Origin of the sequence: Streptomyces sp. NBC_01176, from assembly GCF_045039825.1 — a bacterium.
Classification (GTDB): domain Bacteria; phylum Actinomycetota; class Actinomycetes; order Streptomycetales; family Streptomycetaceae; genus Streptomyces.
In genome coordinates this window covers 5,572,834-5,596,606 of sequence record NZ_CP108600.1, presented here as the reverse complement: position 1 = coordinate 5,596,606, position 23,773 = coordinate 5,572,834, and the positions used below count along the sequence as shown (strand labels likewise).

Here is a 23,773-nt window from a genome sequence, read left to right as displayed (position 1 = left end):
GTCTGCGTACAGTGTGCGCAAGGGGGAACGGCGTACCGGACCGGGTAGGGTGTGCGCACCGCACGGAACGGGAGAGAGGGACGCCGCATGCCATCCCAGGAGCCGACAGGCCACCAGGCCGAGGCCCCGAAGGCGCCTCAGCCCCCGCAGCCTCCGCAGCCGATCACCTCCGTCTGGACCCGTCCCCGGTCCGGACGCGAGCAGCCGGCACTGAGCCGGGACCAGATCGTCGCCGAGGCACTGCGCCTCCTCGACTCCGACGGCATCGACGCCCTGAGCATGCGCAAGCTGGGCACCCGGCTCGGCGCCGGAGCCACCTCGCTCTACCGGCACGTCGCCAACAAGGACGAGCTCATCGAGCTGGCCATCGACGAGATCTACGGGGAGATCGAGGTCCCCGGGTCCCCCGACTCCGCGACCTGGCGCGCGGACGCCGTCCACTGCGCGCGGAGCCTGCGCGGCACGATGCTGCGCCACCCCTGGATCGCCTCGGTGCTGGGCGAGATGGGCATGTCCTACCTCGGCCCGAACGCGATGCGCCTGGCCGAGGGCATGCTCGCCCTCTTCACCCGCGCGGGCCTCCCCGTCACCGAGGCCGACCAGGCGGCGTCGACCCTCGTCGCGTACGTCACCGGCATGGCCACCAGCGAGGCCGCCTACCTGAACGTCCTCGCCCGCAGCGGCCAGAGCGAACAGGACTGGGTCGACAACGTCTGGCCCACCGCCGAACGGGCCGCCGAGTCCTACCCCCACCTCCGCGACGGCTACGCCGAACAACGCGGCAAGGACCCCCGCGCGTCCCGCGACACGAACTTCCAGTACGGCCTGGACCGCGTCCTGGACGGCCTGGAAACCCGAATCACCCACAGACCGGACGCCCCGACCCCCGCCCGCCCGCATCCGCTACGCTAGTCGCCGGACCTCACAGAGATCCGTCCCGCCTTCGTAGCTCAGGGGATAGAGCACCGCTCTCCTAAAGCGGGTGTCGCAGGTTCGAATCCTGCCGGGGGCACACGGGAAAAGGCACCTACGGAGATCCGTAGGTGCCTTTTGACATCCACTTCTGACATCAACGAGCACGGTCACCGACGACCGGGGCGCTTCCTGAGCAGCCGGTCCATGTGGTGGCGGATGGACGGGGCGCCGTATGCGGGTGCCGGCCCGTGGAGGGCGTGCGTGGAGTGCTTCCAGCCCGTCAGCCATCGACCCAGGCAGAGCCGAGCAGACGCGGCCCCTGGCGTCCACGTCGTTCGTACAGTGGCGCGCTCCACCTGGACGCCATGAACCATGCCCGCTCCACGGTGTGGGCCGACGGCAGACGGGATGGAAGCCGGGGCGAGTGGTGGGTGAGGTGCGACAGATGGCACGTGCGAGCGCACACCACTGCCACTAGGGCGCCGCATGAGGGGGATTGAAATGGCGGACAAGACCAGTTGGTGGCATCACCCGCACGGGAACCTAGTAGCCGTGCTACCGCTCGCGGTCTATCTCGTCACCGAAGACAACACGATCACACGTTGCCTCCTGGCCTCCAGCCTCGCAGTCGCGGCCGTTCGTTACGGGAAGGAGCTGGCCGCGTGGTCCCCCGCCAAGACCGACTCGACCCTGACACCAGCGGATGACACCAACAGTCGCAGACGACGGCGGTCGAGCTTGGACCTCAGCGACTGATCAGCCACGACACGATGTGGGTTGACCACCGTCGACAGGTCCCTGTGATCGACCTGATAGGGATGGGGCCAGACCTCAAAGCCTGGGTCCGACGCGAGCATCGCCCTCAGCCGATCGACTGCGCCCCGCCGGCTTGACTCGGCCATTGAGACTCCACCGACTGCGATCGCAGGCGCGGCATGCATCATGGCGCCGTGCATCAACTCCCGATCAGCGCGGACGACAGGAGAACCGTGGCCTACCAACTCAGCTTCTTCTGCCGCTCCGGGGAAGAGAACGGCGACGAGGCGCTTGATCGCCTGCTGGACTACTTGCTGGAGAGCGGCGACGGTTTGGTAGGCGAGTGGTTGGGTCCGTTCGAAGATCGGTGGCCGCGTTCAGGCTCGGTACTCGCAGTAGGGACAGCGACGGGCTGGTCCCGGACTTGCTGACACTGGAACTGCACGTGGGCGTAGCCGAGATCGCAGAGTCCGTGATCGCTGCATCGCCCAATGACGAGTGGGGTATCTGGGGATGCGACCTGCTTGCCATCGTCACTCTCAGCGGGGACAACCCCGACTGGACTCTCGTGCACCGCATCTGGGCCGCTGTGGTGAGCCTGTGGAAGGCGGTTCCGTGGGATGAATCCTCCGGATTCGAGATTGCCGCCGGGGAAGCGCCGCAGCACTGACCCCTACCAGGGCTTCGACCAACGGATCAGATGTTCTCCGTGCCACAACCGTGCCAGAACGAGCGGGGACTCGGGAAACAGCAGGCGCCAGTGGGCCGCGTGCCCCACGTCAGCCAGAGTGCTGCTCGGCAGGCCAGCCACGGGAAAAGGCACCTACGGATCTCCGTAGGTGCCTTTTGACATCCACTTCTGACATCAACGAGCACGGTCACCGACGACCGGGGCGCTTCCTGAGCAGCCGGTCCATGTGGTGGCGCGCTCCACCTGGACGCCATGGACCACGCCCGCTCCACGGTGTGCGGGTCGACGGCGGACGGGATGGGAGCCGGGGAAAGTGGTGGGTCGATCCGGTTGGTCAGTTCACGCAGCCGGGCACCGGGACTGCGCTGCCGGCGCAGTTGGTGGGCTTGTTGTACTTCACCTTGCTGTGGTTCAGGGCCACCGTGCCGGACTTGTTGTTGATCCCGCCGGGAGGGGCGCTGCTGGTGTTGTGCTCCACCTGGCTGCTGGTGAGCGTGGCGGTCCCACCGTTGTTGGTCAGACCACCGCCCTGGGCACCCGTACCGGTGGAGGTGTTGCGTTCGATCTCAAGCCGCTTGGTGCTCAGCGTGCCCTCGTTGTAGACGCCACCACCCTGGGCGTTGGTCCCCTCGGCCGAGTTGCGTCCGATCTTTCCGCCGTCGATCGTCACCGTGGCGGCCACTCCCTGGTTCGAGATCCCCCCGCCCACGCCCGGCGCGTTCGCCGTCGCGGTGGCCGTGTTGTGCTCCACACGGGTGTGGTGCAGGTCCACCTTGCCGAGGTTGAGGTTGAAGATCCCTCCACCGCCTCTGAAGCCACCGGTGCTGGCCGCGCTGTTCGAGGAGATCTCGGAATCATCGATCGTCGCCTGGCCGCTGTTGGCGAGTCCGCCACCCACGCCGCCGGTGGCGTTGTGACTGATCGTGGTGTGGTCGGCGATGGTGAGGTCGCCTCTGCTCGAGATGCCCGCGCCGAATGCTGCCGAGGTGTTGTAGCCGACGGCACTGTGACGGATCCGCACGGTGGCAGAGGCGAGAATGAAGAAGCCGCCGCCGTCGAAGGCGGTGCCGTTCTTCACGACGCTACGGGTGAGGTCGACGGTCCCACCCGAATTGGCGAAGATGTTGCCGCCGTCGGTGGCGGTGCCGTTCGTCACGACGCTACGGGTGAGGCTGAGAGTCCCACCCGGATTGACGAAGATGTTGCCACCAGCAGTACCCGGGACGCTGCCGTTGCGGACGGTGAGATCGTTGAGTGCCAGGTTCCCGGGTCCGTCGATTTCGAAGATGCGGAACAGGGCTGCCGTCGTCGGATCTCGTTGGATGGTGGCGTGGCGTCCATTGATGGTGAGTTTCTTGGTGATCACGGGCAAAGCGTTGTTGGCGTTGTCCGGCGTGGTGTAGCTGTAGACGCAGTTGTGGGCCAGCATCAGCGTGTCCCCGGAGTGGGCGCCAGTGATCGCGTTCTTCAGTGCGGTCGGGCTACAGGGCACGTTGGTTGTCGCGGCCTGGGCCGTCGCGGGCACGGCCACCAAGCTCACCACCATGCCGGCCACAGCGATCGCGCCGCGCAGACAGGCGCCTCGAAACGCTGCCATGGGGCCTCCTTCTTCTCGGGCGGTGGGCCCGGTCCAGAGCCACACGTCGATCACGTCTGCTCTCGCTCACAGTGACGACAGGCCGGATGTCAGCCCCCGCACGGCACGCCGACATCCACCGAACAGACCACAGGAGCGGCGGGCGCAGCACCTGCCCCTGACATCACCGGTTGACTCAACGACGACGGACCGGAGCGCACAGGCGCGGCCACGACTCGGAGACCCATGCAGCCCCTCGAGCGCGTTGCCGGACGTAGCCCGAGCTCTCGAGTGGAGGTCATCGAGGGCCAACGGGCCGTCAGGGGTGGCGGGATCCGGACGCACGGTCCGCTCGTCCCGAGGCGACTCTGGACGTTCACCGGCTACGGCCGCCCCCACCGGGTATCCGCTGAGCATGCTCGCTCTGGTCTGAGGGGTCGTGTCGGGCGGGTGCCAGGTCGTACGGGGGAACCGCGGGGAACACCCGAGAACCGGAGCACCCGTTGCCGGAGTGGCTCACCCCTGGTGTGACGGGGCATCGACGAAACGTCTGAACGTGTCCAGGGCCAGCCGGTCCGTCGTGACGCTCCTGCCGGACAGACGATGGACGACGACCCAGCCCTGCGGTGCGGCACCCGCGAAGACCGAGGCGCCCCCCGTCGCGCCGTTGTGCCACAGCAGGTGTCCCACTTTCTGCCAGGCCGGTGCGGGCTCGCCGAGCCTGCGGTCGACGAGCAGGCCGGTGACGAGGCGGGCGGTGGCCTCGGGCGTGGCCCACAGGCCGCCGGCGGGCAGGATCGCGCCGGTCATGGTCCAGGGCCGCTCCGGTCGTCCGAAGAACCCCCGGCGGGACAGCCGTCTGCCGGGCGGCGGGTCGACGGCGACGTCGGTGACGCCCAGGGGGTCGAGGACATGCCGGTGCAGGAGTTCCTCGTACGGGGTGCCGGTGGCCGCGACCAACGCGGCGCCCAGCAGGGCGTATCCGAGGTTCGAGTATTCCTCGGTGGTGCCCGCGGGAGCCGTGACCAGGGTGTCCAGGCGCCGTACGACCGTGTCCAGGGCCTGCGCGTCGAAGGCCGCGTAGGGGTCGCGGCCGCTGATCCCAGGGGGCAGCCGTGGTAGGCCCGAGGTGTGCTCGGCGAGGTGGCGCAGGGTGATGCCAGTGCCCTCGGGCGCGGGCAGGAACGACTCCAGCGGGTCGTCGAGGCTCAGGACACCGCGGCCGGCCAGGGCGGTCAGGACGGTCGCGGTGAGCGTCTTGGTCAGGGACCCGATCTGCACGAACAGGTCCAGGCTGTGGCCGTTGCGTACCCGTGGCGGCTCGAAGCTGCTGAGTACGCAGGTGGGGACTCGGATCATGTGGGTCCTCAGTCGTGCGTCCGGGGCAGCGCGCAGGCCGCCGTGCCTCCAGGCATGCGGTGCCGGTGGGTGGCCACCTGGCGATGGACGAGGCGAGCGGCCTGTCTGATGACGGGCGCGCGCGGGAGCAGTCCCGTGGCCCGGTAGCGGAAACGGGGTGACGACGCGAGGTAGGAGCCGAGCGCCTGCGCTCCGGAATCAGCCACGCGGGTCCCGCGGAGGACGAGGACTTCTCGGTCGAGGCGTTCCCGGTGCGGCCGGGTGATGTGGTCGGGCAGGGAATGCCACGGCGTGGCCCGCATCCGTGGCCTGGCACGGCGTTGCAGCCGGCTGACGGTGGCCCGGCAGAAGCCGCAGTCACCGTCGAAGGCGAGCGTGGGCGCCTCGGGGCCGCTGGCCGCCGAGAGGTCAGTGCGCACGGGCTTGTCCTCCTGTGCGGGGTTCGTGGGCGGGCCGGGGCAGACATGGGCCGCCCCTGAAGGGCCGGTCAGGCGCACGCGAGCCAGAGTTCGAGCACGGCCTCCCGCTCGCGTGACCGGAGGATCTTGGTCGGTCGGGTCTGTTCCCACCACTTGGTCATGACGGCGGGCGTGGCGGTGCCCTGGATGAAGTTGTCGAGCAACCGGCGTGAGAGAGCGACCTCGCGCGGGGAGTAGGCGACGGAGACACTGGAGTAGACCGGCGTCCGACAGGTGCCGTCGGACGCGATGACGGAGACGGTCATCTCGGTCGGGCTGCTCGGCACCCAGGCGTCCAGGGCTGCCGCGACGAAGCTCGCGGCGTGGGTCGCCCAGCGTTGCGGAGCGGAGCGGGTCGGGACTTCGGTGATCTCCAGGCCGACGAGGTCGGACCATGTCCACTCCCGTGGGTGCGGACCGGCGACGCGAGGCCCCGCTGTCGTGAGCACCATGTTGGGGGCCGGTGCCGTCGCCGGGGCCCCCAGGTAGACGCCGTCCGCCGAGACCCAGAACAGTCCCACCGTGGCGCCGTCCTCGGCGGGGTGAAGGGGCGGGGTTTCTTCCATGTCCTGTCGGTCTCCTTGGTCGACCCGGTGAAACTGCGAACCTGCCTGGCGCCCGGCACCGATGCGCCGTTTTCCGTCAAAGGCACCGGGGCCGTGCGGCCCCCTCGGTACGGACGTCCGGGCCCCTCTTGTACGGACTCCGCTACACGGACTCCTCAGCGAGCGCTCCTTCGCGGGCGTGCTCGGTGCGCTGCCGCGTCTTTCGGACCCACCGGCTCAGCCGTACGGCCGCCTCGCGCGCCAGGGAGACGGCCTTGCCGAGTTCCTTGTCGAGGAAGACGAGGTCACAGGCGATCATCGTCAGGGCGAAGCCGGTCAGACCCATGCACACCGCGATGGCGAGGTGGAAGCTGATCGACAGCGCGGCGGCCCAGGGACGCAGCGCCGGTACCAGCACGCCCAGGGGGAAGTAGACGAGGAAGATGACGGTGACGTACGTCCCGGCCACGACCAGGAAGTCGTTGCCGTAGACCAGGTTCGAGACGCCGGGGAGCGAGAACTCCGGGACCCGGAGCACGTAGAACAGGGCGGTCCCGTCCTGCCACATCTGCCCCTGCACCTTGTACAGGCCACTGACGACGTACACCAGGCACATCTGGGCGGCCACGGCCACGACCCCGAGATTGTGCAGCGGTGTGGTCAGCGAGCTCAGCTGCGCGGGCACGCGCCGGGCGAGTTTGTCCGCGAGGCCGGAGGACAGGGAGAACCGGTCGTAGCAGCGCGTGGCGAGGAGCATGAGAAGGACCAGGTAGGCGAGGTTGTCGCCGCCGTCGAGCAGGACCGGCTGGCGCTCGTAGAGGGACCACAGGAGCACCCAGTGGCAGGCGAGTACGGCCCTGCCGCCGATGCCCAGGGTCACCATCAGGGCGGCGATCAGGCCGAGATGGAAGACCAGTTGGGACCATGCCTCCGAGGAACTCCAGGCGTACAGGCTGAAGGAACCCCCCTCGTGCAACTGTGTGACGAAATCACGCCATGGCAGAACGGCGGTGGGCCCGAAGAGGTAGTCCCGGTCGGCGTACTGGCTGACGTAGAACATCAACCCGACGAACCCCAACAGGGCACGGGTTCCGGACACGCCGATGACGCCGAGCGGCACCGAACTCCACCTGTCGACAACGGAGATGAGCTTTTTCATCCCGCTGCCTCCGTATTCCGCCACTTGAGGTCCTCGAAGCTGGTCCTTCCTTTGGCGGAGGAATCCTTGCGCTGCGACCACGAGGGCAGTTCGTGCACATACATGCGCACCTGCACGGCGGAGGGTGCCGAGCCGTCACAGACCTTCGGCAACTGGGACTGTGAATACCGCGCCAGGAAGTTCTCCGCGTCGTTCCGGGACGTCTTCTCTTCGGGAAGGAGAGGAACCGGCCGCTTCTTCTTCTCCATTTCCTTGTTCCGCAAGCGCGCCAGAACCGGATCCGGGTTGGCCATCTGAGTGATGGTCCCACTGACGAGCCGGTTCATACGAGACGGAAAGAACCGGTCGTGTTGAACCCTGGCCACATAGGGCCGGGTGACGTCATAGAAGCCGGTGATCCGGCCGTCCCCGCACTTGGCCCGCGCGACGATGCCGCGGTCGTCCGACAAGGGGTCCGGAGCGAAAAGCATCCAGTTCTGCGACAGATAGGGCTCCGTCACGGAATTGATCTCGTCGTAGTAGCGCAGCTTGACGGGGTTCAGCGGGGCCTGGGTCAGTGCGGCGGTGGCGAGATAGGCGCCCAGGAGGGCGGCCCCGGAAACGAGGACCGCCCTCCTGAACACGACGTGCTCGGTCACTTGTCGAAGACCGTCTCGGCCGCCTTGGCACCGCTGACGCCCCCCGTGGGCTTCAGATGAGTCCCGAAGACGTCGTTGGCCACCTGGCCGAGCCCCTTCGCCACATGCGGACAGGCCGCGCGGCCGTGCACCACGGCCTTGCCCAGCAGGCTGCCGAAGCCGGCGGGCGTCCTCGCGGCGCCCGGCTGGACGGCCGCCGGAGCGGCGTGCACCTGCGGCGCGGCGGCCTGCGCGGTTCCCTGCATGCTCAGCACGGCCGCGACACCGGCCGTGGCGATACCCGCGACGGCGAACAGCTTTTTCATCTTCTCTCCTTGTACCTGCCGAATTTCGGGCAGATTTATCCGAGGGACAGAAGAGGGATGGAATGCCGACAGCACGGAAGTGCTGCCCAAATTTCCCCCTGTTGACCACGAGGACACTTTCGGCATGTGGTCAGCACGCCGTGCCCTCGTTGGCTTGAATACTTCCACATCGAGAGCCGATGTTTCTCGCCAGTAACAACCGTGCGACCGAAAACGATCACCCACGGGGCGAGGCGTGACCAAAATGGTCAAATAATGAACTTTTGCTTCATGGTCAATTCAGAACAAACAAGGACAACAGTTGAGGCGGTCCACGGCAATCAGGAGTGGATGCCCCTCCGGCGCCCAGCGGAAGGGTTGGCCGAAAACATGCGGGCTCGGCACGGTCGGCGCTGCCTGGCTCGTTCCGGTTCAGATGCCGGTGGTGGAGGACGGTCCCGACGGCTTCGGTCTCACGAGGGCCTGCCGGGGCGGACCGTGAGGTAGGTCCACGGGCTCCACACGCCGGCGGTCTGTGCGTCCTTGGCCGGTGGCGTGTAGTGGCTGCGGACGCGGTAGTGGTCGTTGCTCGTGAAGAGCTTCAGATCGCGGCCGTAGCCGTACCAGCCGTCGGAGTACAAGGGCACGCAGGACCGCGAGGTGACCTGATGCCAGGCCCCCGAGGAGTAGTGCTCGAGGTACACCGTGGTGCAGCCGCCGGACTGACGCGGAGTGACCTGGACGTTGAAGCCCATGGTGGCTTCGGACTTGTAGAAGACCTGGTAGGTGGTGGATCCGACTCGGGTGGTCGCCTGCGGCCACTGCATCGCCGTCCGGACCGTCGGCGTGAGGGCCGCACTGGTGGTCACCGTACGCGGCGCGTAGCGGTAGTCCCCCGCGAAGGCCGCGCTGAAGACGGTGTTGCGAGTGACCTTGTAGTTCGCGACGAGGTTCCCGTGCGCGTCGGCCTTGCCGCTCCCGAGCTGCGTCCGCGGCTTGCCCGCGGGCTGGGTGTACAGCGTCATGACACGGGAGTTGTACGTGGTCCCCAGGTGCGCGGTGACCTTGACGGTCGCGCCGGAGTGGTACGCCTTCGCGTCGGTCGTCACGCTCAGGCTCGGAGTGGCCCGGGACACCTGCACCTTCGCCGACGCCGTGACCGGGAGGTAGGACGTGCCACCGTCGTAGGTGAAGGCGTAGGTGTTCACGCCGCCGACCTGCGGGGTGTCGTGGAAGGTGAAGCTGCCGTCGGCGGCGACCGGCACGGTGGCCGGCGAGGAGCCGGAGGGGTGCGCCGGGTCGGTCCTGACGACGTGCACCGCACCGGTCCTCACCTGCGCGTGCGGCCAGGTCAGACGCCCGGTGACGGTCGTCGGCGCGGCCCGGCCGGCGGTGGACGGAGCGGTGAGCGCCAGCGTGGGCGCGTACTTGGCGACGGGGACGTCGAAGGTCTGGCCGGCCGGGCCGTAGTGGCCGCTTCCGGAGTAGTCGACGCGGAAGCTCAGCGGGCCGGTGAGGGGGGCGGTGCCGGAGACGTGATAGGAACCGAAGAAGTCGGCCGGCGCCCGTGCCGGGGTGGCTGTCGGGTCCGGGACGAGCACGCCGTGCGGATCGGCGGCGTCGTAGCGCGTGATCCGTACGGTGCCCGGAATCATGGATTCCCCGGCACCGAGGCCGAGGGGCGAGTCGAAGCCCGCCCGGAACGAGTAGGCCTCGCCGGGGGCGAGCGGAGCAGTGGTCGAACGTCCGTCGAACGGACCCACGCGGTTTCCGGGTCACGAGCCGTCCGGAGCGTCGGTGCTCCCCCGGAGGCGTCCGCTTCGACGGCGTAGAGACGGCTCCCGTCCGGTGCCCAGGCGAGGCCATGCGCGGCCAGGCTCAGCGGAGAGTCGTACGCGTACTCGTTGTAGTAGCTCTCGCCCGTTTCCGGAAAAGCCGCGAACGCGTAGGTGCAGCCGCAGCCGGCGACGGTGCCGTCCGGGGCCACGGCGACAGCCTTGGCGGCCAGCGGCATGGCGAACCGTCCGTCCGCCGTCAGGTCCGAGGTGCGGTAGCGGGCGTCGCTCGGGCGGGCCGAGGACGAGACCGCCAGGTGCTGCCCGTCCGCCGTGACCGCGAAGTCGCTCAGGCCGGGGACGGGGAGCGCCTTCGCGGCCTGCCGGGTCAGCGCACCGGCCTCGGCCCGGTACGTGACGAAGGCGGAGGTGTCGCCCGTCTGCACGGCGGCCGCGAGTACGCCGGAGGGCGTCGGGGTCGTCGCCAGCATCGGCGGGGCTGTCCAAGTGCCGGAGTCCTGACGCAAGGTGACCGCACCGGACCCGTCGACGGACCCGATGCCACCGGCGCCGGCGCCTGCGCCTGCCGTTCCGTACCCGAACCAGAGAGTGCCCCCGGCGACGGCCAGCGAGTCGGGATGCGTGCCCGCGCCCGTGCCGTGACGAGCCGACTCGGTCAGGTTCTCCGTACTGATCGCCGCGATCGCGTCCTGGTCCGGGAGAGCGGCGTACAGCTCCGAGCCGTCGACGGAGAGGGCGAGGCCGGTGGCACCCGGCTCGCCACCGATCGTCGTCGGGTTCCCGCCGTCGAGGTCGGTGACGAGAATGCCGTCGGTGCCGGCGCCGCCGCTGATGAACAGGTGTCCGTGCGGAGCGTCCACGACCATGTGCGCGAAGTGCGCGATCGGCAACGGGACGCCCGACGCCGCGTACGAGTCGACCGCGCCGGGACCGATGACAGTCGTCAGTCCCAGGAGCAGCGCTGCGGCGGTCGGCGGTGAGAATCGCGCCAGCTTCACGAAAGGCCCCCACATAACCTTCACGATCAAGGGGCGCAACGTAGCACGGCGACATACTGGGCCACCGGGCAGGTGTCACACGGCTTCGCCGGTCGAGCCGGCGGGCATGGAGGGGCCCGTCAGGCACCGTTGTCGGCCGTGCGGGAGCTCGCTGTCACCCGGTCGCGACGCTGAGGGCCGGTCCGGCGATGGACATGTCGCCGCTGAGCCGGGCGACCTGTGAGACGGTCACGTTCTCGAAGGTGATGGTGCGGGTGGGCACGGCGGGGTGGGAGAGCCACGGGGGCAGCGCGTCGGGGGTGACGGTGACGCTGCGGTCCGCCGGGAGCGGAGCGCCGCCCAGTCCGACGAGCGTCCCGTACAGCTTCCGGGTGTACAGGGTCACCACGTCCCTGCCCTTGAACGTGGAGGTGGTCGCGGGCTTGGCCCGCAGGCGCATCGCCGCGCGGCCGCGGCCCGCCGTCAGGTCGAGGTCGCCGAAGTCCAGCGACCGTGCGGTGAACTTCAGCAGCCGCTCGGTCCCGGCCGCGGTCCTGACGATGACCACGCCGCGGAAGGCACTCCCGTGGAGCACGAGCCTGTCGGCACGCAGCACCCAGGGGACGTTCGCCGGATGGTCCGGTGGTCGGGCGGCCGGCGTGCCGGCGCCTGCCGGCGACCCGGACGTGCCGATGCCGCCAGGGGCGAGCAAGGCCTTCGAGGCCGCTAGTGTGGCGAGTTGCAGGACCAGGGACAGGGCGGCCACTGCCAGCGCGCAGGCGAGGGGCCGCAGCAGTTGGCCGGTCGGGTGGCTCTTCGCCGCACCGTCCGGACGGCAGGGGTCGGGCTCCGGCCCGCTCACCGCGCAGCCGGACAGCGCGGACGCACGGCCGGACAGGGCGGACGCACAGCCGGTCAGGGCGTCACTTGCCACCCTGGTCCTCGCCCACGGGGACGGGGGTCGACGCACTGTTCGCCGCGGGCCGCGACTCGGCGGCGCCCGTCGGAGGAATCCAGGAACAGGCCAGGGATCCGCCGATCAGACCGCAGACCAACCCGATGAGAAGGCCCCCGAAATTGGCGACGGGAAACGAGATGAGGGCAAGCAGAATGACCGTGATCCCCGCGAATACGCGCACTTGCTGCTGGAACCAGAGGGAGATGGCGAGGGTCACCAGGAGAACGCCGATGATCAGCGACCCCGCGCCGGCCGAGGTCGACAGCGCCAGGGGGATGGCGCCGAAGTTCAGGTGCGCGTACGGAAAGTAGATGATGGGCAAGCCCGCTGCGAAGGTGAACAGCCCGGCCCAGAAGGGGCGTTCGCCGCGCCAGGTCCTGAATTTTCGTCGGGCGTCGGTGGCGGCGACGCGCACGTTCTCGCGTCTGCCGCTGCGTGGGAAGGACACGTGAGCTCTCCGTGATGTCCGGCGGTCGGGAGTACGTGGCGGTCGGGCGTGCAGGGTGCGGGTTGCGTGCCGCTGGATCAGAAGCACTCGTGGTGGCCCTGCCTGAGTCGCACGTCGAGGCCCGGAACGTTGAACGTGGCGGCCGAGACCGCGACGGTGGTGAAGCGCACGTCCCTCAGAAGGGCCGAATCCGCCTGCTGGGCAAAGCCGTTGGGATCGAAGAACCGGGAGTTCCGGTCTCCCCGGCTGATCGGGCCCTTGCTGACCGCTCCCGCCGCCACACCGATGTCGAGGTCGTTGAAATTCGCCTGTGCGCTCGACACGGATGTCGCGTCGAGGAACAGGTCCCTCGCCTCGATCCGGCTGCGTTGGCCGCCGGTGATCCTCAGGGTGTACGTGCCCAGGACCGGGATCGGGACCACCACGGACTGGCACAGCCCACTGATCTCCGCACGGCGGGCACCGGTGACCACGACCGGCACGAGGGTGCCCTCCCTGGTCACGTCCACCGTGCCGTAGATGCTCAGACCATGCGCGTCCAGAGTGTCCAGGGCCACCTGGAACTTCTGGCCCGAGATGAGGAACGACGCGGCCAGTGCTCCTTGGGCCATGCCGACACCGAGGGCCGCGGCGGCCACGACACCCGGGACGAGAACGCGGGCGAAGCGCTTCCAGGAGGTCCTGCCGGCGCGGTGCAGCATCCCGTCTCCTCCGGTCAGACGTGGGCTCGCCGATGCCAGACAGGGGTAGGCGACGTCTCTCTCTAGTGGCGGATCCTAGGCTTCCGGGCGCGGCAGCCGACGGCACCTCAGGTCGGCCGGACGGGTGAGTCGGTCTCCGTTGCGCCATCCGGACGAGTCCCGGTGCGGTGACGCCACCGGGCCCGATCCGGTTCGCTCTCCGATCCCTTTGGGGTCGGAAACGCTGTACACGGGGTCGGGTCACGGTGCGGGCGGTGTCACGCTTCCCGCGTCGGCCGGGAAAGCCTCATCCGTCACGGTGATGCGGTCCTCAGAGCCGGAGGCGCCTGTCCCGGCGAGTGCGGCGGTGGCCGATCCGGGCTAGAGGAGGCCGAGGTCGCCGAGTTCCTTGTGCAGGTCCGCGCGGGGATTGTCCGCGGCCGTCTGCGCGGCGCGGCGGGAGGTTCCCCCGGTGGCGCCGCCGGAGCGGGCGGGCGGGCCGGACCGTGGGCGCCGGTCCCGGAAGAGCCAGGCTCCGAGCAGACCGCCGATCAGACCCCCGAGGTGACCGAGCCAGCTCACCCCGGGTGTCCCGGGTACGGCAACGGTGAGCAGATAGGCGAAGGAGGCCGCCATGACGATGCCGATCAGCGTGTCGATCAGGTGCCGGTCGAAGATCCCGCGGACCACGACGTAGCCGAAGTACCCGAAGATCAGGCCGCTGGCGCCCACCGTGTCGACGCCGCCCCGTTCGAAGAACCACACCATGAGTCCGCTGGTCACCGCCACGAGCAGACTCAGCCCGAGGAAGCGGACGACACCTCGGTACGCCGCGAGGAATCCGAACACGAACAGGGGCCCGGAGTTGCTCTCGATGTGTGCCCAACTCCAGTGCAGGAAGGGCGCGCTGAGGATGTCGGGCAACGTCGCGAGGTCACCGGGGACAACCCCGTGGTCCCGTGAAAGGGCGTAGTGGTCGGCCGAGTTGGCCAACTGCACCAGCCAGACGACCACCAGGAACCCGAACATCACGAAGAACGCCTTGCGCGCCTCCGCGATCATCTGCTCGGGGTCGACCGGCCCCCGGCCCGCCCGCTCCTGATCCGGTCTGCCGCCCATGGCACGTTCCCCTCCCCGGCGGATCCGTATCCGCGTCACCGCGAACTCTATGAACTCCCGGCGGGTCCGCCCAGGGGGAGGCGGGGCGCGGAGTACGGGGCTGGTCCTGGTGCGCGCTCCTACGGGAGGGGCTTCGCCTGGTGCGCCGTCGGCGCCGGCCCGGTTCCGGCGACGCTCCCCCGGCCGGCCGACTCCGAACCCGGCCCCGCACCCGACCCCGACCCCGACCCCGACCCCGACAGCGTGACCGCCGCCGTCACGGCGATCGACGCCGTCGCCATCACCGTCATCGCCGTGCCGGGCGAGGTCAGTTGGGCGACCGAGCCCGCCAGGGCCGCGCTCGCGCCCTGCAGGGTCAGCATCCCGGAGGAGTGCAGCCCGAGGGCGTGGCCGCCGAGTTCCTCGGGTGTCAGCGCCATCAGCCGTTCCTGCTGGATCAGGCTCGACCCGAAGCCGACGGAGGCGACGGCCGCGCAGGCCGCGGAGACCGCGATGCCCGGGTGGAGGGCGAAGAGGAGGTACGGCGTGGCCAGGAGCAGGAGGAACGGGACGCCCAGCCGTGCCCGGACGCGCGGTGCGAGGAGACGGCCGGTGGTCACGTCGCCCAGCAGCATGCCGAAGGCCGCGGCGGCGAAGAGGACACCCGAGTGCTCGGGCTCGTACGGGACGAAGAGGGATTCGCAGCCGACGATCAGGCCGTTGGGGATCCAGAGCAGCAGAAAGACGGTGCGGCGGGGACCGTACGACCACAGGAGGGCGTTCGTGCGCCAGGTCCGGGCGACCGACGGGCGGCCGGAGGCACGGGGCGCGCGGCGCGTCAGACCGAGGCGGGTGCCGGCCGCCGCCGCCAGGTACAGCGCCGCCGCCGTCAGGAGTCCGACGCGGGGGGACACGGCGGCCACCAGGACGCCACCTGCCGCGTACCCCGTGACCTGGGTGATCCCGCTCATCATGTTGAAGACGGAGCGGCCCAGCAGATAGCCGTCCCTGGGGAGGATCTCGTTCAGCAGGCCCCAGCGGACTCCGCCGCCCAGGGAGGCGATCAGGCCGAGCGCGAAGAGGATGCCGAAGATCGCGGCCACCGGGAGGCCCGGCAGCGCCACCGCCGCCGTGCCGAGCGCGAAGGCGAGGGCGATGCCCGTCGTCATCGCGCGCGGCGGCAGCCGGTCCGCCGCGGACAGGAGCGTGGTCGCGCCGAGCACCTGGGCCAGGGACGGTCCGAACATGCTCAGTGCGGAGAGCAGGGGCGAGTCCGTCGCCCGGTAGACCAGTGTGCCCAGGGCCAGGCCGCCCACCGTCGAGGCCGCTCCCTGGAGCGCGGACGTCAGGAAGAGGGGGGTGAACTCCGGGGTGCGGAAGAGGTCGGAGTAGCTGCGCATGCGCGCAGTCTCGGGCGGTGTACGAGGCTGTCGGTATTGTTTCGCGGGGTGGCGAAAGCAAGAGGGGTGCGGGGCGGTACGGCGAGGAGGGCCACGGTCGGACGGCCGCCGAGACGGCCGGGGACCAGCGGGAATGCCGGGCCGGAGGGGTGCGGGGGCGGCCACGTGGGCAGGAGCAGGCCCGGAGGGACACGTCCGGGGCGGGAACAGGCCCGGGGACAGGGACGTCCGGGGCCGGAAGGCCCGGGGACAGAGACGTCCCGGGGCAGTAAAGGCCCGGGGGCAGAGACGTTTCCGGGGCAGGAAGGCCCTGGGCCGGAGCAGACGCCGGGGCGGGTGCGGCGGAAGGGACAGGGTGCGGACATGGGGTGGTGGCAGGTCAATGCCGACACCCTCGCCGGCAGCCGCTTCGTGCTCTCGCCGCTCGCCGAGACCTTCGCCAGCCTGAAGGTGCTGCAGTCGGGCACGGCCGCGCACCCCGGCGAACGTGCCTGGCTCGACGCCCATCTGCCCGCGTACCGCCGTCGGCTGGCCGAGGATCCGGTCACCGCGCTGCTCATCCGGTCCGGGCTCGGCCGGGAGTGGATCGCGGACTTCCTGACACCCACGCCACGGGGCGAGGCCGGCTTCGAGGAGGAGGTCGCACGGGTCAGGGAGGTGCCGGCCGCGGACGCCCGCGCCCACCTCGCCGTCGCTCTGCGCGGACCGCTCCCCGCCGCCCTGCACCGCGACGACCTGCCGGAGCGTGCCGCCGATCTCCTCACCGACGTCTGGACCGAGACCGTACGCCCCTACTGGGCGCGGCGTCGGCGCGTCCTGGAAGCCGACGTCGTCGCCCGGAGCGCACAGCTCAGCCAGGGTGGCTGGGCGACCGCCCTGGACGCGCTGCGGCCCGGAATGCGCTGGCTCGGCGACAACCGGCTGCAGGTCAACCACCATGAGTATCCGCCGCGCGAGATCTCGGGTGCCGAGCTGTACTTCGTACCGGTCACACCACAGAGGCACGGCTGGGTGTCGTGGGAGGAGCCGCACCGGTACGCGGTGGTCTACCCGTGCGTCGGGGCGCTCGCCCACGCCGGACCCGAGGTCGTGCCGGCGAGCCTGGGCGCGCTGCTCGGTCCCGCCCGCGCCGGTGTCCTCGTCCTCCTCGGTTCGCCGCTGAGCACGACCCAGCTGGTGGCGCTGACCGGGCAGGGGCTGGGCTCGGTCGGCCGGCATCTGCGGGTGCTGCTGGACGCCCGGCTGATCCAGCGGCGGCGGGCCGGGCGGTCGGTGCTGTACTCCCGTACGGCCGCCGGCGAGGTGCTCGTGAAGGCTCAGGGCGGCTGAGTCCGGTGACCGTAGGGGGCGGAGTTAGCATCCGTTCATGACTACTGACAACTCTGTGTTCGACGTCCGGATCGATTCCCTGCAGGGCGGCTCCGCGGATCTCGGGCAGTACCGCGGCAAGACCGTGCTCATCGTGAACGTGGCCTCCAAGTGCGGGCTGACCCCGCAGTACGCGGGCCTCGAGCGGCTGCAGGAGCGGTACGCCGCCCAGGGCTTCACCGTGCTCGGTGTGCCCTGCAACCAGTTCATGGGGCAGGAGCCCGGTACCTCCGAGGAGATCGCCGAGTTCTGCTCCGCGACGTACGGGGTGACCTTCCCGATGACCGAGAAGGTCGAGGTGAACGGGGACGCGCGGCACGAGCTGTACCAGCGGCTGGTGGACACCGCCGACGGCGAGGGCCACACCGGTGACATCCGCTGGAACTTCGAGAAGTTCCTGATCGGGCCGGGCGGGGATGTGGTGGCGCGGTTCTCGCCGCAGGTGGAGCCGGAGTCGGTGGAGGTCGTGGCGGCGGTGGAGAAGTCGCTCGCGTAGTTCGCGGCGCCGCTCGGGTTTCGATTCCGGGGCAGGTGCCGGATCCGCTGCCGGGGCCGGATCCGTTGCCGGGGCCGGATCCCTTGCCGTGCCGGTTTCGATTCCGATTCCGGTCCCGGTTCCGGTTCCGGTTCCGGTTCCGCGGGGTTTGACCTTGCCCCTGGGGCAGGGACCAGTGTTCCTCGTCACCGGGCGGACCCCGCCCGGTGACGGAGGATGGGCTCGTGCATCAGGAACTGCTCACGATCGGCGCCTTCGCCGCCCGCGCGCGGCTCTCGCCGAAGGCACTTCGGCTGTACGACCGGCTCGGACTGCTCGCTCCGGCCTACGTCGACGAGCTCAGCGGCTACCGCTACTACCGCGCCGACCAGGTCGAACGCGCCCGCACGGTCGCGCTCCTGCGCCGCCTCGACATGCCGCTCGCGCGGATCGCGGAGGTGGTGGAGGCCGACGGGACCGCCGGTGCCGCTCGGCTCGCCGCGTACTGGGCGGAGGCCGAGTCGCGGTTCGCGTCGCAGCGGACGCTGGCCGACTACCTCCGTGGACGGCTGTCGGGAAGGAGCTCCGAGATGTACGGGAAGTTCGTGGTCGAGACGGTGGACGTGCCGGAGCGCGTGGTGCTGACGGAGACACGGCACACGCTCGCGGATGAACTGCCGGTGTGGATCCCCGCCTCGCTCGGGCGGCTGGAGGAGGGGGCCCGGGAGTGCGGGGGGACGACCGGGGCGCCCTTCGTCGTCTACTACGCCGAGGTCAGCATGGAGAGCGACGGGCCTGCCGAGTCGTGCGTCCCCGTCGCCGACGGGGACGCTGCGCGGGGCTGGGCCGAGCGGTGGGGGCGTGGTTCCGGGGTGGGGGTGCGGGTTGAGCCGGCGCGGCGGTTGGCGTACGCGCGGATCGCCAAGGCGCAGGTGGCTCATCCGCAGATCGTTGCGGCGTTCGAGGCGGTGGAGGCGTGGGTTCGGGAGCGGGGGCTCTCGGTCGACGGGCCCTGTCGGGAGGTGTACTTCGGGGACTGGGATGCGGCGGGGCCGGAGGACGCGGTGTGTGATGTGGCGTTTCCGGTGACGTGACCCTCCGGGGGCGGGATTCTCGCCCCTGCCGCCCCTACCCGACCCATCCCCGGGGGCGGCAGCCCCCCAGGGATCACCCACGGGTCAGCGGAGTTCCTCCGGGCACGGGGTGCCCCTGGGGAGCTGATAGGGCGCCGCCAGGCGATACGTGCCAGGGCCCGGCGCCAGGAGTTCCGTCCACTTGTCGCCGGAGGCGTTCTCCTGGGTCTCCATCAGGCAGCCGTTGAGGTTGTCGTACGTCTTCGGGGCGCCCTCGGCCCGGTGCTTGGACTTCTCCGTCTCCTGCGGCGGCTTCACACTCTTGCCCTCGGCGTCGACGAGGCCCAGCCACGGCGAGTACGGAACGCGGATGAGAACGCGGCCGGCCTTCTTCACCTCGATGGTCAGCTCGCCCTGCTCCGCACGGTCGACGACGGCCGGCGGGTCGGCGAGCGGCGTCGGATCGGTCACCGCGAAGAGCTGCCAGTTCGCGTCGCCCCAGATCTGCCGGAGATAGGGCATGCCGCGCTGGACCAGCTGACGTTCGCGTTCACCGCCGTTGCCGTCCGGCTCCCCCTTGGGCAGCACCACGTAGTGGACGGCCCAGCGCTGGAGCCACTCGTGGTAATTCGCCGAGTTGAGCGTGTCGTCGTAGAAGAGCGGGTTCCTCTCCATGTCGGCCTGCCGGTTCCAGCCGCGGGCGAGGTTCACGTACGGCGCGAGCGCGGACGCCTCGCGGTGGGAGCGGGCCGGGACGACCTCGACGCGGCCCTTCTCGGCACCGACGACCTGGAGCTGGTTCACGAGCGGGGCGAGCTCCCGCGCCCAGGACGCCGCCGGTGTCGTGTGCACGATGTCGTCGACGGACTTGAAACCGATCCACCCGGTGAATCCGACGAAGGCGATGAGGGTCACGTACCACTTGCGCGTCTTCGGCACGGTGAAGGGAAGGGCCGCCAGCAGCGCCACCCCGGCGAACAGCATCGCCAGCCGCGTGATGTTGGAGCCGATCTGCGAGCTGATCAGCCAGACGAGGAGGACACCGAGGCCGTACACCGCCGACGTGATCCGTACCGTCTTCCACTCCTTGGGCACGAGCGCGAAGACCAGCACGGAGTAGATCAGCGGCAGCGAGGCCGAGCCCAGGGACATCGGCTGGGTCCCGGAGAACGGGAACAGCCAGGCCGAGGCGGCCACGACGAGTGTCGGCGCGATCCCGAGCGCGTACGCCCCCGGGCGCCGCTTCTGGAGGAAGAGGGCCGCCGCGACCAGGCCGACGAACAGCCCGGCCACCGGCGACGCGGCGGTGGCGAGCGCGGCGAGGGGCGCCGCGCACAGGGCCTTCGCCCAGCGTTTGTGGCGCCAGCGGTAGGGCCAGCAGAAGACGACGGCTGCCGCGGCGAGCGCGAACACCATGCCCAGGCCGTACGTGACGCGGCCCGACGCCGCGTTGCACAGCAGCGCGAAGACCCCCGCGAGCGCGGGCCACAGCGGCTTGCGCACCGCACGGCTGCGGATCAGGATCATCGTCAGCAGTCCGGCGGAGAGCGTCCCCGCGATCATCATCGTGGTCCGGACGCCGAGCACGGACATCAGATACGGCGACACCACGCTGTACGACACCGGGTGCATACCGCCGTACCAGGCGAGGTTGTACGCGGAGTCCGGGTGCCGTCCGACGAACTCCGCCCAGGCGTCCTGCGCCGCGAGATCCCCGCCGCTGTTCGCGAACGAGAAGAACCACGCGACGTGGAGCAGCCCGGCCAGCGCGGTGACGACTGCGACCGGGTGCCGGTCCAGGAAGCGCTTCAGGCGGGCGGCACGGGCCCCGGGCTCCTCGTCGGCGCCGTTCGGTCCGTCACCGTCGTTCGGTCCGTCAGCGCCGTTCGGTCCGTCGGCGCCGTTCGGTCCGTCGGCGTCGGCGGGACGTGCGGGTAGCCGTATTCGCGAACCCGCTCCGGGGCCCGGATCGGCGTCGTCGGCGTGTGTCGGCTCCGCTGTCGCCACTACAAGGCACTCCTGTGTCCCGTTTCCTCGCGCTCGCCCCGGGACCCGCGGCCCGCGACCGACCTGCCCCGATCTCGCGACGCTAGCACGCACCCCGCCGGGGAGCGCCCGGGTGGGGCGCCCCCGACGGGGTGCGGCACGTTCGCGCTGCGCTCACCGCGCGTTCAGGTGGTGTTCCGGGGCACGCTCGCGGCGCACGGGGACGCGCCACCGTGAACGCGCCCCCCAGGAACATCCGCTCAGCTCACGCGGGTCAGCTTGGCGCCGAAGCCCGGCTCGGCGAGGTCCTTCTGGAGCGCGACGGGGATCTTGACGGCGTGACGGGAACCGTCGCCGACCGTCAGCACACCGACGGTCTTGCCCGCCTTGCCCGTGTGCGGGACCGCCTGGCCGTCGTCGCCGATCGACAGCTTCGTCTTCAGACCGGGCCAGCCGACCGCCGTCATGTTCTTGGTGGCGACGACCGGGGTCCGGCCGCCGAGCTGGTCGTCCACGTACCCGACGACGTCGCCCTTCTTCACCACCGTGGCGGAAATCAGGCTCCGCTGGACCTTGTCGATCAGCTTCTGGCTGTTGGTGAGGGCGAGCTGGAGACTGTCCCAGACCTTGCCGGTCCCGGCGTTCTGGCCGAGGACCGCGCCGTAGATCGTCTGCTGCTTGCCGTTCACCGTCTTGGTGGCGGCCCACACCAGGTTGCCGCCGGCGGGGGTCGACGAGCCGGTCTTCAGGCCGATCACACCGACCTGCTTCACCAGCAGGTCGTTGTTGTTGTAGATCTTGCTGTCGAGGCCGGGGATCTGGGCGCTGGCCATCCCGACGATGCCGCGGAACACGTCGTTCTGCATGACCTGCTTGGCCAGCTTGAGCTGGTCGGTCGCGGTGCTCACCGTCGTCTTCTGCAGACCGCTCGGGTCCGTGTACGTCGAGTTCGTCATGCCGAGCTTCTTGGCGGCGGCGTTCATCTTGGCGACGAAGGTCTTGCTGTCGGAGTCCCAACGGGCGAGCAGCCGCGCCGCGTTGTTGCCGGACGGGATCATCAGCATCTGGAGCATCTCGCGCTCCGTGAACTTCTGCCCCTTCGACATGGCGGCGGTCGACTCGTCCGGCAGCTTCGACTCGTCCTCGGCCTGCTGGTCGACGGTGATCTTCTCGCCTCCCTCGTTCCCCTTCAGGGGGTGCTCCTGGAGGATCACGTACGCCGTCATGATCTTGGCGACGCTCGCGATGGGGGCGGGTGTCTGCTTGCCGTCCGTGCCGAGGCTGCCGACGCCCTCGACCTCTATGGCCGACTGTCCCCGGCCCGGCCAGGGCAGGTCGAGGGCGCCGCCCTCGAAGGTGTACGTGGCGTCGGCGGTGAGCCCGAGAGCCGCGCTCGGCAGGGGGCGTACGGCCTGCGCGATCGCGAAGATCACCACGAGCAGCAGGACCAGCGGGGTCCAGATCTTGACGCGGCGCACCAGCGTGCGCACCGGGGTCTGCGGGGGCGGCGGGGTGTTCGTCAGCTCGGCGAGCAGGTCCAGCGGCGGCTTCGGCGGAAGCGGCTGCTGGGTGGTGCGCTCGGGGCCGACCTGGGGCATCGCGGTGGTGGCGTCGGCGGGGGTCACCCGCGGCTTCGCCGGTGCCGGTTCGTCCAGGGTCCTGAGGGCGACGAATTTGCTGGTGCGTTCGGCCTCGGCCTCGGCCTTCGGCTTCGACTTCGGCTCGCCCTCGGGCTTCGCTCCGGTCTTCGTCCCGGGCTTCGATCCCGGCTTCGAGCCGGGCTTGTCCGTCGGCGTCCCGGTGGATCTGGCGGCGGGCTCGGAGGCGGGCTTGTCCGTGGCCGGCTTCGCGTCCGTCTTCGCGTCCGGCTTCGCGCCCGGCCGCGCGTCGCCCAGCTTGAGCATGGTGGTGGGCTGGTCCACGGCCGGTCGCCGCGGCGTCTTGAAGACGGCGGTGGGCTGGTCGACGGGGGGCTCCGAGGGCGCGGAACCCGACGGGGTCGCCATCGCCGATCCCCTGGAGTCCTTCGGGTCCTCGGAGTCGTCCCGCGAGTCCTCGGGCGAGCCCTTCGGGGAATCCTTCGGGCCCGGCTTCAGGTCCGACTCGGAGCCGGGCTCGCCGTCCTCGACCGGGTCACCATCGGGAACGGAGTCGTCACCGGAACCGGGGTCCTCGCCGGACCCGGAGTCGGTTTCCGCTTCGGCATCGGCTTCGGCATCGGCGGCCTTCGTCCCGGCCGCGGCCTTCACCTCGTCGGCGGCCAAGGGCTCGGCGTCCCTCTTCGGATCGGCCTTCGGATCGGCGTCGGCGTCGGCGTCCACATCCGTGTCCGCCTCGGCTCCGTCCGTCACCGCACGATCGGCCTCGGCCGCACCGTCGTCGCCGGCCCCGGCGCCGCCCTCGCCCTCGCCCTCGCCCTCGTCCTCGCCCTCGGCATCGTTGTCGCCCGCGGACTCCTCAGCCGACGCTCCGTCAGCCGCGTTCCCGGCATCCCCGGCATCCCCGGCGTTCCCGGCCTCCGCGTCGGCGCGCTCCTCGGCTCCGGCCCCCGCCTCCGCGTCCTCAGCGGCCGTCCCCGAGTCCTCCGCAGCCGTCTCCGCGCCCTTCGCGGCCGAGGTGGACTCCTCCGCCTCCTCGGCGCCCGCGGCGCCGCTACCGGCCTCCTGCGGAACCTTGGGCTCCTCCTCGTCCGCGCCCGACACCCACGCGGCCACCGCGGCCCGCAGCCGGGCGTCGCCGCCGGATCCCCGCTCGCCGGATCCCCGCTCGCCGGATCCCTGCTCGCCGGACCCGCCGGAACTCTCCTCCTCGGACCCGCCGGAGGCCCTCTCCCCGGTTCCGGCGGAACCTTCCGCCAGGGCCCGCGTCGAGAACACCGCCGTGGCCTGATCCACCCGCACGGTGGCGGCCCGTTCGCGGGCCACCGCCAGCCGGGGGTCCGCCGACGCGGCCGCGGCGGACCGGACCGGCCCCGGAACCGCGGCGGGGGTCCCCGACGTCGCTTCTGCCGACGACGCCGACGACTCGTGCTGCTTCGACCTGTCGGGGGACTCGCCCGCCACCGATGCCTCCTCCGTGCGCCACCCACCGGGCGCCCAACGACCCATGAAACCCTTGACCCGCTGCCCGGACA

At 70.5% G+C, this 23,773-nt stretch carries 21 protein-coding genes and 1 tRNA gene; 6 read left to right on the top strand and 16 right to left on the bottom strand.

Annotated elements, in window-relative coordinates:
* Window positions 1-87: 87 nt before the first annotated feature.
* The 3 genes from OG199_RS24185 (at window position 88) to OG199_RS24175 (ending at window position 2,341) form a co-directional block, all read left to right on the top strand.
* Window positions 88-912 (top strand): TetR/AcrR family transcriptional regulator, encoded by an 825-nt coding sequence (locus OG199_RS24185; protein ID WP_405831228.1) that lies wholly within the window; start codon window positions 88-90, stop codon window positions 910-912.
* Window positions 913-939: 27 nt separating this feature from the next.
* A tRNA-Arg gene (locus tag OG199_RS24180) sits at window positions 940-1,012 on the top strand.
* Between the two features lie 1,083 nt (window positions 1,013-2,095).
* Window positions 2,096-2,341 (top strand): hypothetical protein, encoded by a 246-nt coding sequence (locus OG199_RS24175; protein WP_405831227.1) that lies wholly within the window; start codon window positions 2,096-2,098, stop codon window positions 2,339-2,341.
* A 355-nt stretch (window positions 2,342-2,696) separates the two neighbouring features.
* On the opposite strand, the gene OG199_RS24170 is transcribed toward OG199_RS24175, so the two are convergent.
* The 14 genes from OG199_RS24170 to OG199_RS24105 form a co-directional block, all read right to left on the bottom strand.
* The gene (locus OG199_RS24170; RefSeq protein WP_405831225.1) at window positions 2,697-3,959 is read right to left on the bottom strand and encodes a hypothetical protein; all 1,263 of its coding nucleotides are present in this window, start codon (window positions 3,957-3,959) and stop codon (window positions 2,697-2,699) included.
* A 495-nt stretch (window positions 3,960-4,454) separates the two neighbouring features.
* Window positions 4,455-5,297 carry a serine hydrolase domain-containing protein gene (locus tag OG199_RS24165; protein WP_405831223.1) on the bottom strand — a complete coding sequence of 281 codons (843 nt, stop codon included), beginning with the start codon at window positions 5,295-5,297 and terminating at the stop codon, window positions 4,455-4,457.
* A gap of 8 nt (window positions 5,298-5,305) precedes the next feature.
* Entirely contained in the window at window positions 5,306-5,716 is a 411-nt protein-coding gene (locus OG199_RS24160) for a thiol-disulfide oxidoreductase DCC family protein (RefSeq protein ID WP_405831221.1), read from the bottom strand.
* A gap of 68 nt (window positions 5,717-5,784) precedes the next feature.
* On the bottom strand, window positions 5,785-6,321 hold the full coding sequence (locus OG199_RS24155) for a hypothetical protein (RefSeq protein ID WP_356797656.1): 537 nt from the start codon (window positions 6,319-6,321) through the stop codon (window positions 5,785-5,787).
* 142 nt (window positions 6,322-6,463) lie between these two features.
* Window positions 6,464-7,459 carry an HTTM domain-containing protein gene (locus OG199_RS24150; protein WP_405831220.1) on the bottom strand — a complete coding sequence of 332 codons (996 nt, stop codon included), beginning with the start codon at window positions 7,457-7,459 and terminating at the stop codon, window positions 6,464-6,466.
* Entirely contained in the window at window positions 7,456-8,097 is a 642-nt protein-coding gene (locus OG199_RS24145; protein ID WP_401800509.1) for a DUF5819 family protein, read from the bottom strand. The genes OG199_RS24150 and OG199_RS24145 overlap by 4 nt, the downstream gene beginning before the upstream one ends.
* A complete protein-coding gene (locus OG199_RS24140; RefSeq protein WP_356797662.1) occupies window positions 8,094-8,402 on the bottom strand; it encodes a hypothetical protein in 309 nt (102 codons plus the stop codon). Before OG199_RS24140 ends, OG199_RS24145 begins: the two co-directional genes overlap by 4 nt.
* A 452-nt stretch (window positions 8,403-8,854) precedes the next feature.
* Window positions 8,855-10,144: a hypothetical protein gene (locus OG199_RS24135; RefSeq protein WP_405831219.1), complete on the bottom strand. Its 1,290-nt coding sequence runs from the start codon at window positions 10,142-10,144 to the stop codon at window positions 8,855-8,857.
* Window positions 10,033-11,205, bottom strand: a complete 1,173-nt coding sequence (locus tag OG199_RS24130; protein WP_405831217.1) for a hypothetical protein — start codon at window positions 11,203-11,205, stop codon at window positions 10,033-10,035. Before OG199_RS24130 ends, OG199_RS24135 begins: the two co-directional genes overlap by 112 nt.
* Before the next feature lie 124 nt (window positions 11,206-11,329).
* The gene (locus tag OG199_RS24125) at window positions 11,330-12,088 is read right to left on the bottom strand and encodes a hypothetical protein (RefSeq protein WP_405831216.1); all 759 of its coding nucleotides are present in this window, start codon (window positions 12,086-12,088) and stop codon (window positions 11,330-11,332) included.
* Window positions 12,078-12,560 (bottom strand): DUF6114 domain-containing protein, encoded by a 483-nt coding sequence (locus OG199_RS24120; protein WP_405831214.1) that lies wholly within the window; start codon window positions 12,558-12,560, stop codon window positions 12,078-12,080. The genes OG199_RS24125 and OG199_RS24120 overlap by 11 nt, the downstream gene beginning before the upstream one ends.
* A 77-nt stretch (window positions 12,561-12,637) precedes the next feature.
* On the bottom strand, window positions 12,638-13,261 hold the full coding sequence (locus OG199_RS24115; protein WP_356797669.1) for a DUF6230 family protein: 624 nt from the start codon (window positions 13,259-13,261) through the stop codon (window positions 12,638-12,640).
* Between the two features lie 360 nt (window positions 13,262-13,621).
* Window positions 13,622-14,359, bottom strand: coding sequence for a rhomboid family intramembrane serine protease (locus OG199_RS24110; RefSeq protein ID WP_405831212.1), 738 nt, complete (start codon window positions 14,357-14,359; stop codon window positions 13,622-13,624).
* Between the two features lie 119 nt (window positions 14,360-14,478).
* The gene (locus OG199_RS24105; RefSeq protein WP_405831211.1) at window positions 14,479-15,738 is read right to left on the bottom strand and encodes an MFS transporter; all 1,260 of its coding nucleotides are present in this window, start codon (window positions 15,736-15,738) and stop codon (window positions 14,479-14,481) included.
* 363 nt (window positions 15,739-16,101) lie between these two features.
* Here OG199_RS24105 and OG199_RS24100 point away from each other — a divergent pair, with 363 nt between their 5' ends.
* From OG199_RS24100 to OG199_RS24090, 3 genes are all read left to right on the top strand, one after another.
* On the top strand, window positions 16,102-17,067 hold the full coding sequence (locus OG199_RS24100; RefSeq protein ID WP_405831209.1) for a transcriptional regulator: 966 nt from the start codon (window positions 16,102-16,104) through the stop codon (window positions 17,065-17,067).
* 37 nt (window positions 17,068-17,104) lie between these two features.
* On the top strand, window positions 17,105-17,602 hold the full coding sequence (locus tag OG199_RS24095) for a glutathione peroxidase (RefSeq protein WP_356797677.1): 498 nt from the start codon (window positions 17,105-17,107) through the stop codon (window positions 17,600-17,602).
* A 224-nt stretch (window positions 17,603-17,826) separates the two neighbouring features.
* Window positions 17,827-18,675 (top strand): MerR family transcriptional regulator, encoded by an 849-nt coding sequence (locus OG199_RS24090; protein ID WP_405831207.1) that lies wholly within the window; start codon window positions 17,827-17,829, stop codon window positions 18,673-18,675.
* A gap of 84 nt (window positions 18,676-18,759) precedes the next feature.
* Here the strand turns inward: OG199_RS24090 and OG199_RS24085 are convergent, their stop codons facing one another.
* Complete coding sequence (locus tag OG199_RS24085) at window positions 18,760-20,661, bottom strand: MFS transporter (protein ID WP_405831206.1); 1,902 nt, start codon at window positions 20,659-20,661, stop codon at window positions 18,760-18,762.
* 239 nt (window positions 20,662-20,900) lie between these two features.
* Entirely contained in the window at window positions 20,901-23,702 is a 2,802-nt protein-coding gene (locus OG199_RS24080; RefSeq protein ID WP_405831205.1) for a serine hydrolase, read from the bottom strand.
* Window positions 23,703-23,773 lie beyond the last annotated feature (71 nt).

Coding starts and splice junctions, on each gene's coding strand:
- OG199_RS24155 (WP_356797656.1), bottom strand. CDS start 6,321: ATGGAAGAAACCCCGCCCCTTCACCCCGCCGAGGACGGCGCCACGGTG.
- OG199_RS24115 (WP_356797669.1), bottom strand. CDS start 13,261: ATGCTGCACCGCGCCGGCAGGACCTCCTGGAAGCGCTTCGCCCGCGTT.
- OG199_RS24095 (WP_356797677.1), top strand. CDS start 17,105: ATGACTACTGACAACTCTGTGTTCGACGTCCGGATCGATTCCCTGCAG.
- OG199_RS24170 (WP_405831225.1), bottom strand. CDS start 3,959: ATGGCAGCGTTTCGAGGCGCCTGTCTGCGCGGCGCGATCGCTGTGGCC.
- OG199_RS24165 (WP_405831223.1), bottom strand. CDS start 5,297: ATGATCCGAGTCCCCACCTGCGTACTCAGCAGCTTCGAGCCGCCACGG.
- OG199_RS24110 (WP_405831212.1), bottom strand. CDS start 14,359: ATGGGCGGCAGACCGGATCAGGAGCGGGCGGGCCGGGGGCCGGTCGAC.
- OG199_RS24185 (WP_405831228.1), top strand. CDS start 88: ATGCCATCCCAGGAGCCGACAGGCCACCAGGCCGAGGCCCCGAAGGCG.
- OG199_RS24140 (WP_356797662.1), bottom strand. CDS start 8,402: ATGAAAAAGCTGTTCGCCGTCGCGGGTATCGCCACGGCCGGTGTCGCG.
- OG199_RS24100 (WP_405831209.1), top strand. CDS start 16,102: ATGGGGTGGTGGCAGGTCAATGCCGACACCCTCGCCGGCAGCCGCTTC.
- OG199_RS24105 (WP_405831211.1), bottom strand. CDS start 15,738: ATGCGCAGCTACTCCGACCTCTTCCGCACCCCGGAGTTCACCCCCCTC.
- OG199_RS24150 (WP_405831220.1), bottom strand. CDS start 7,459: ATGAAAAAGCTCATCTCCGTTGTCGACAGGTGGAGTTCGGTGCCGCTC.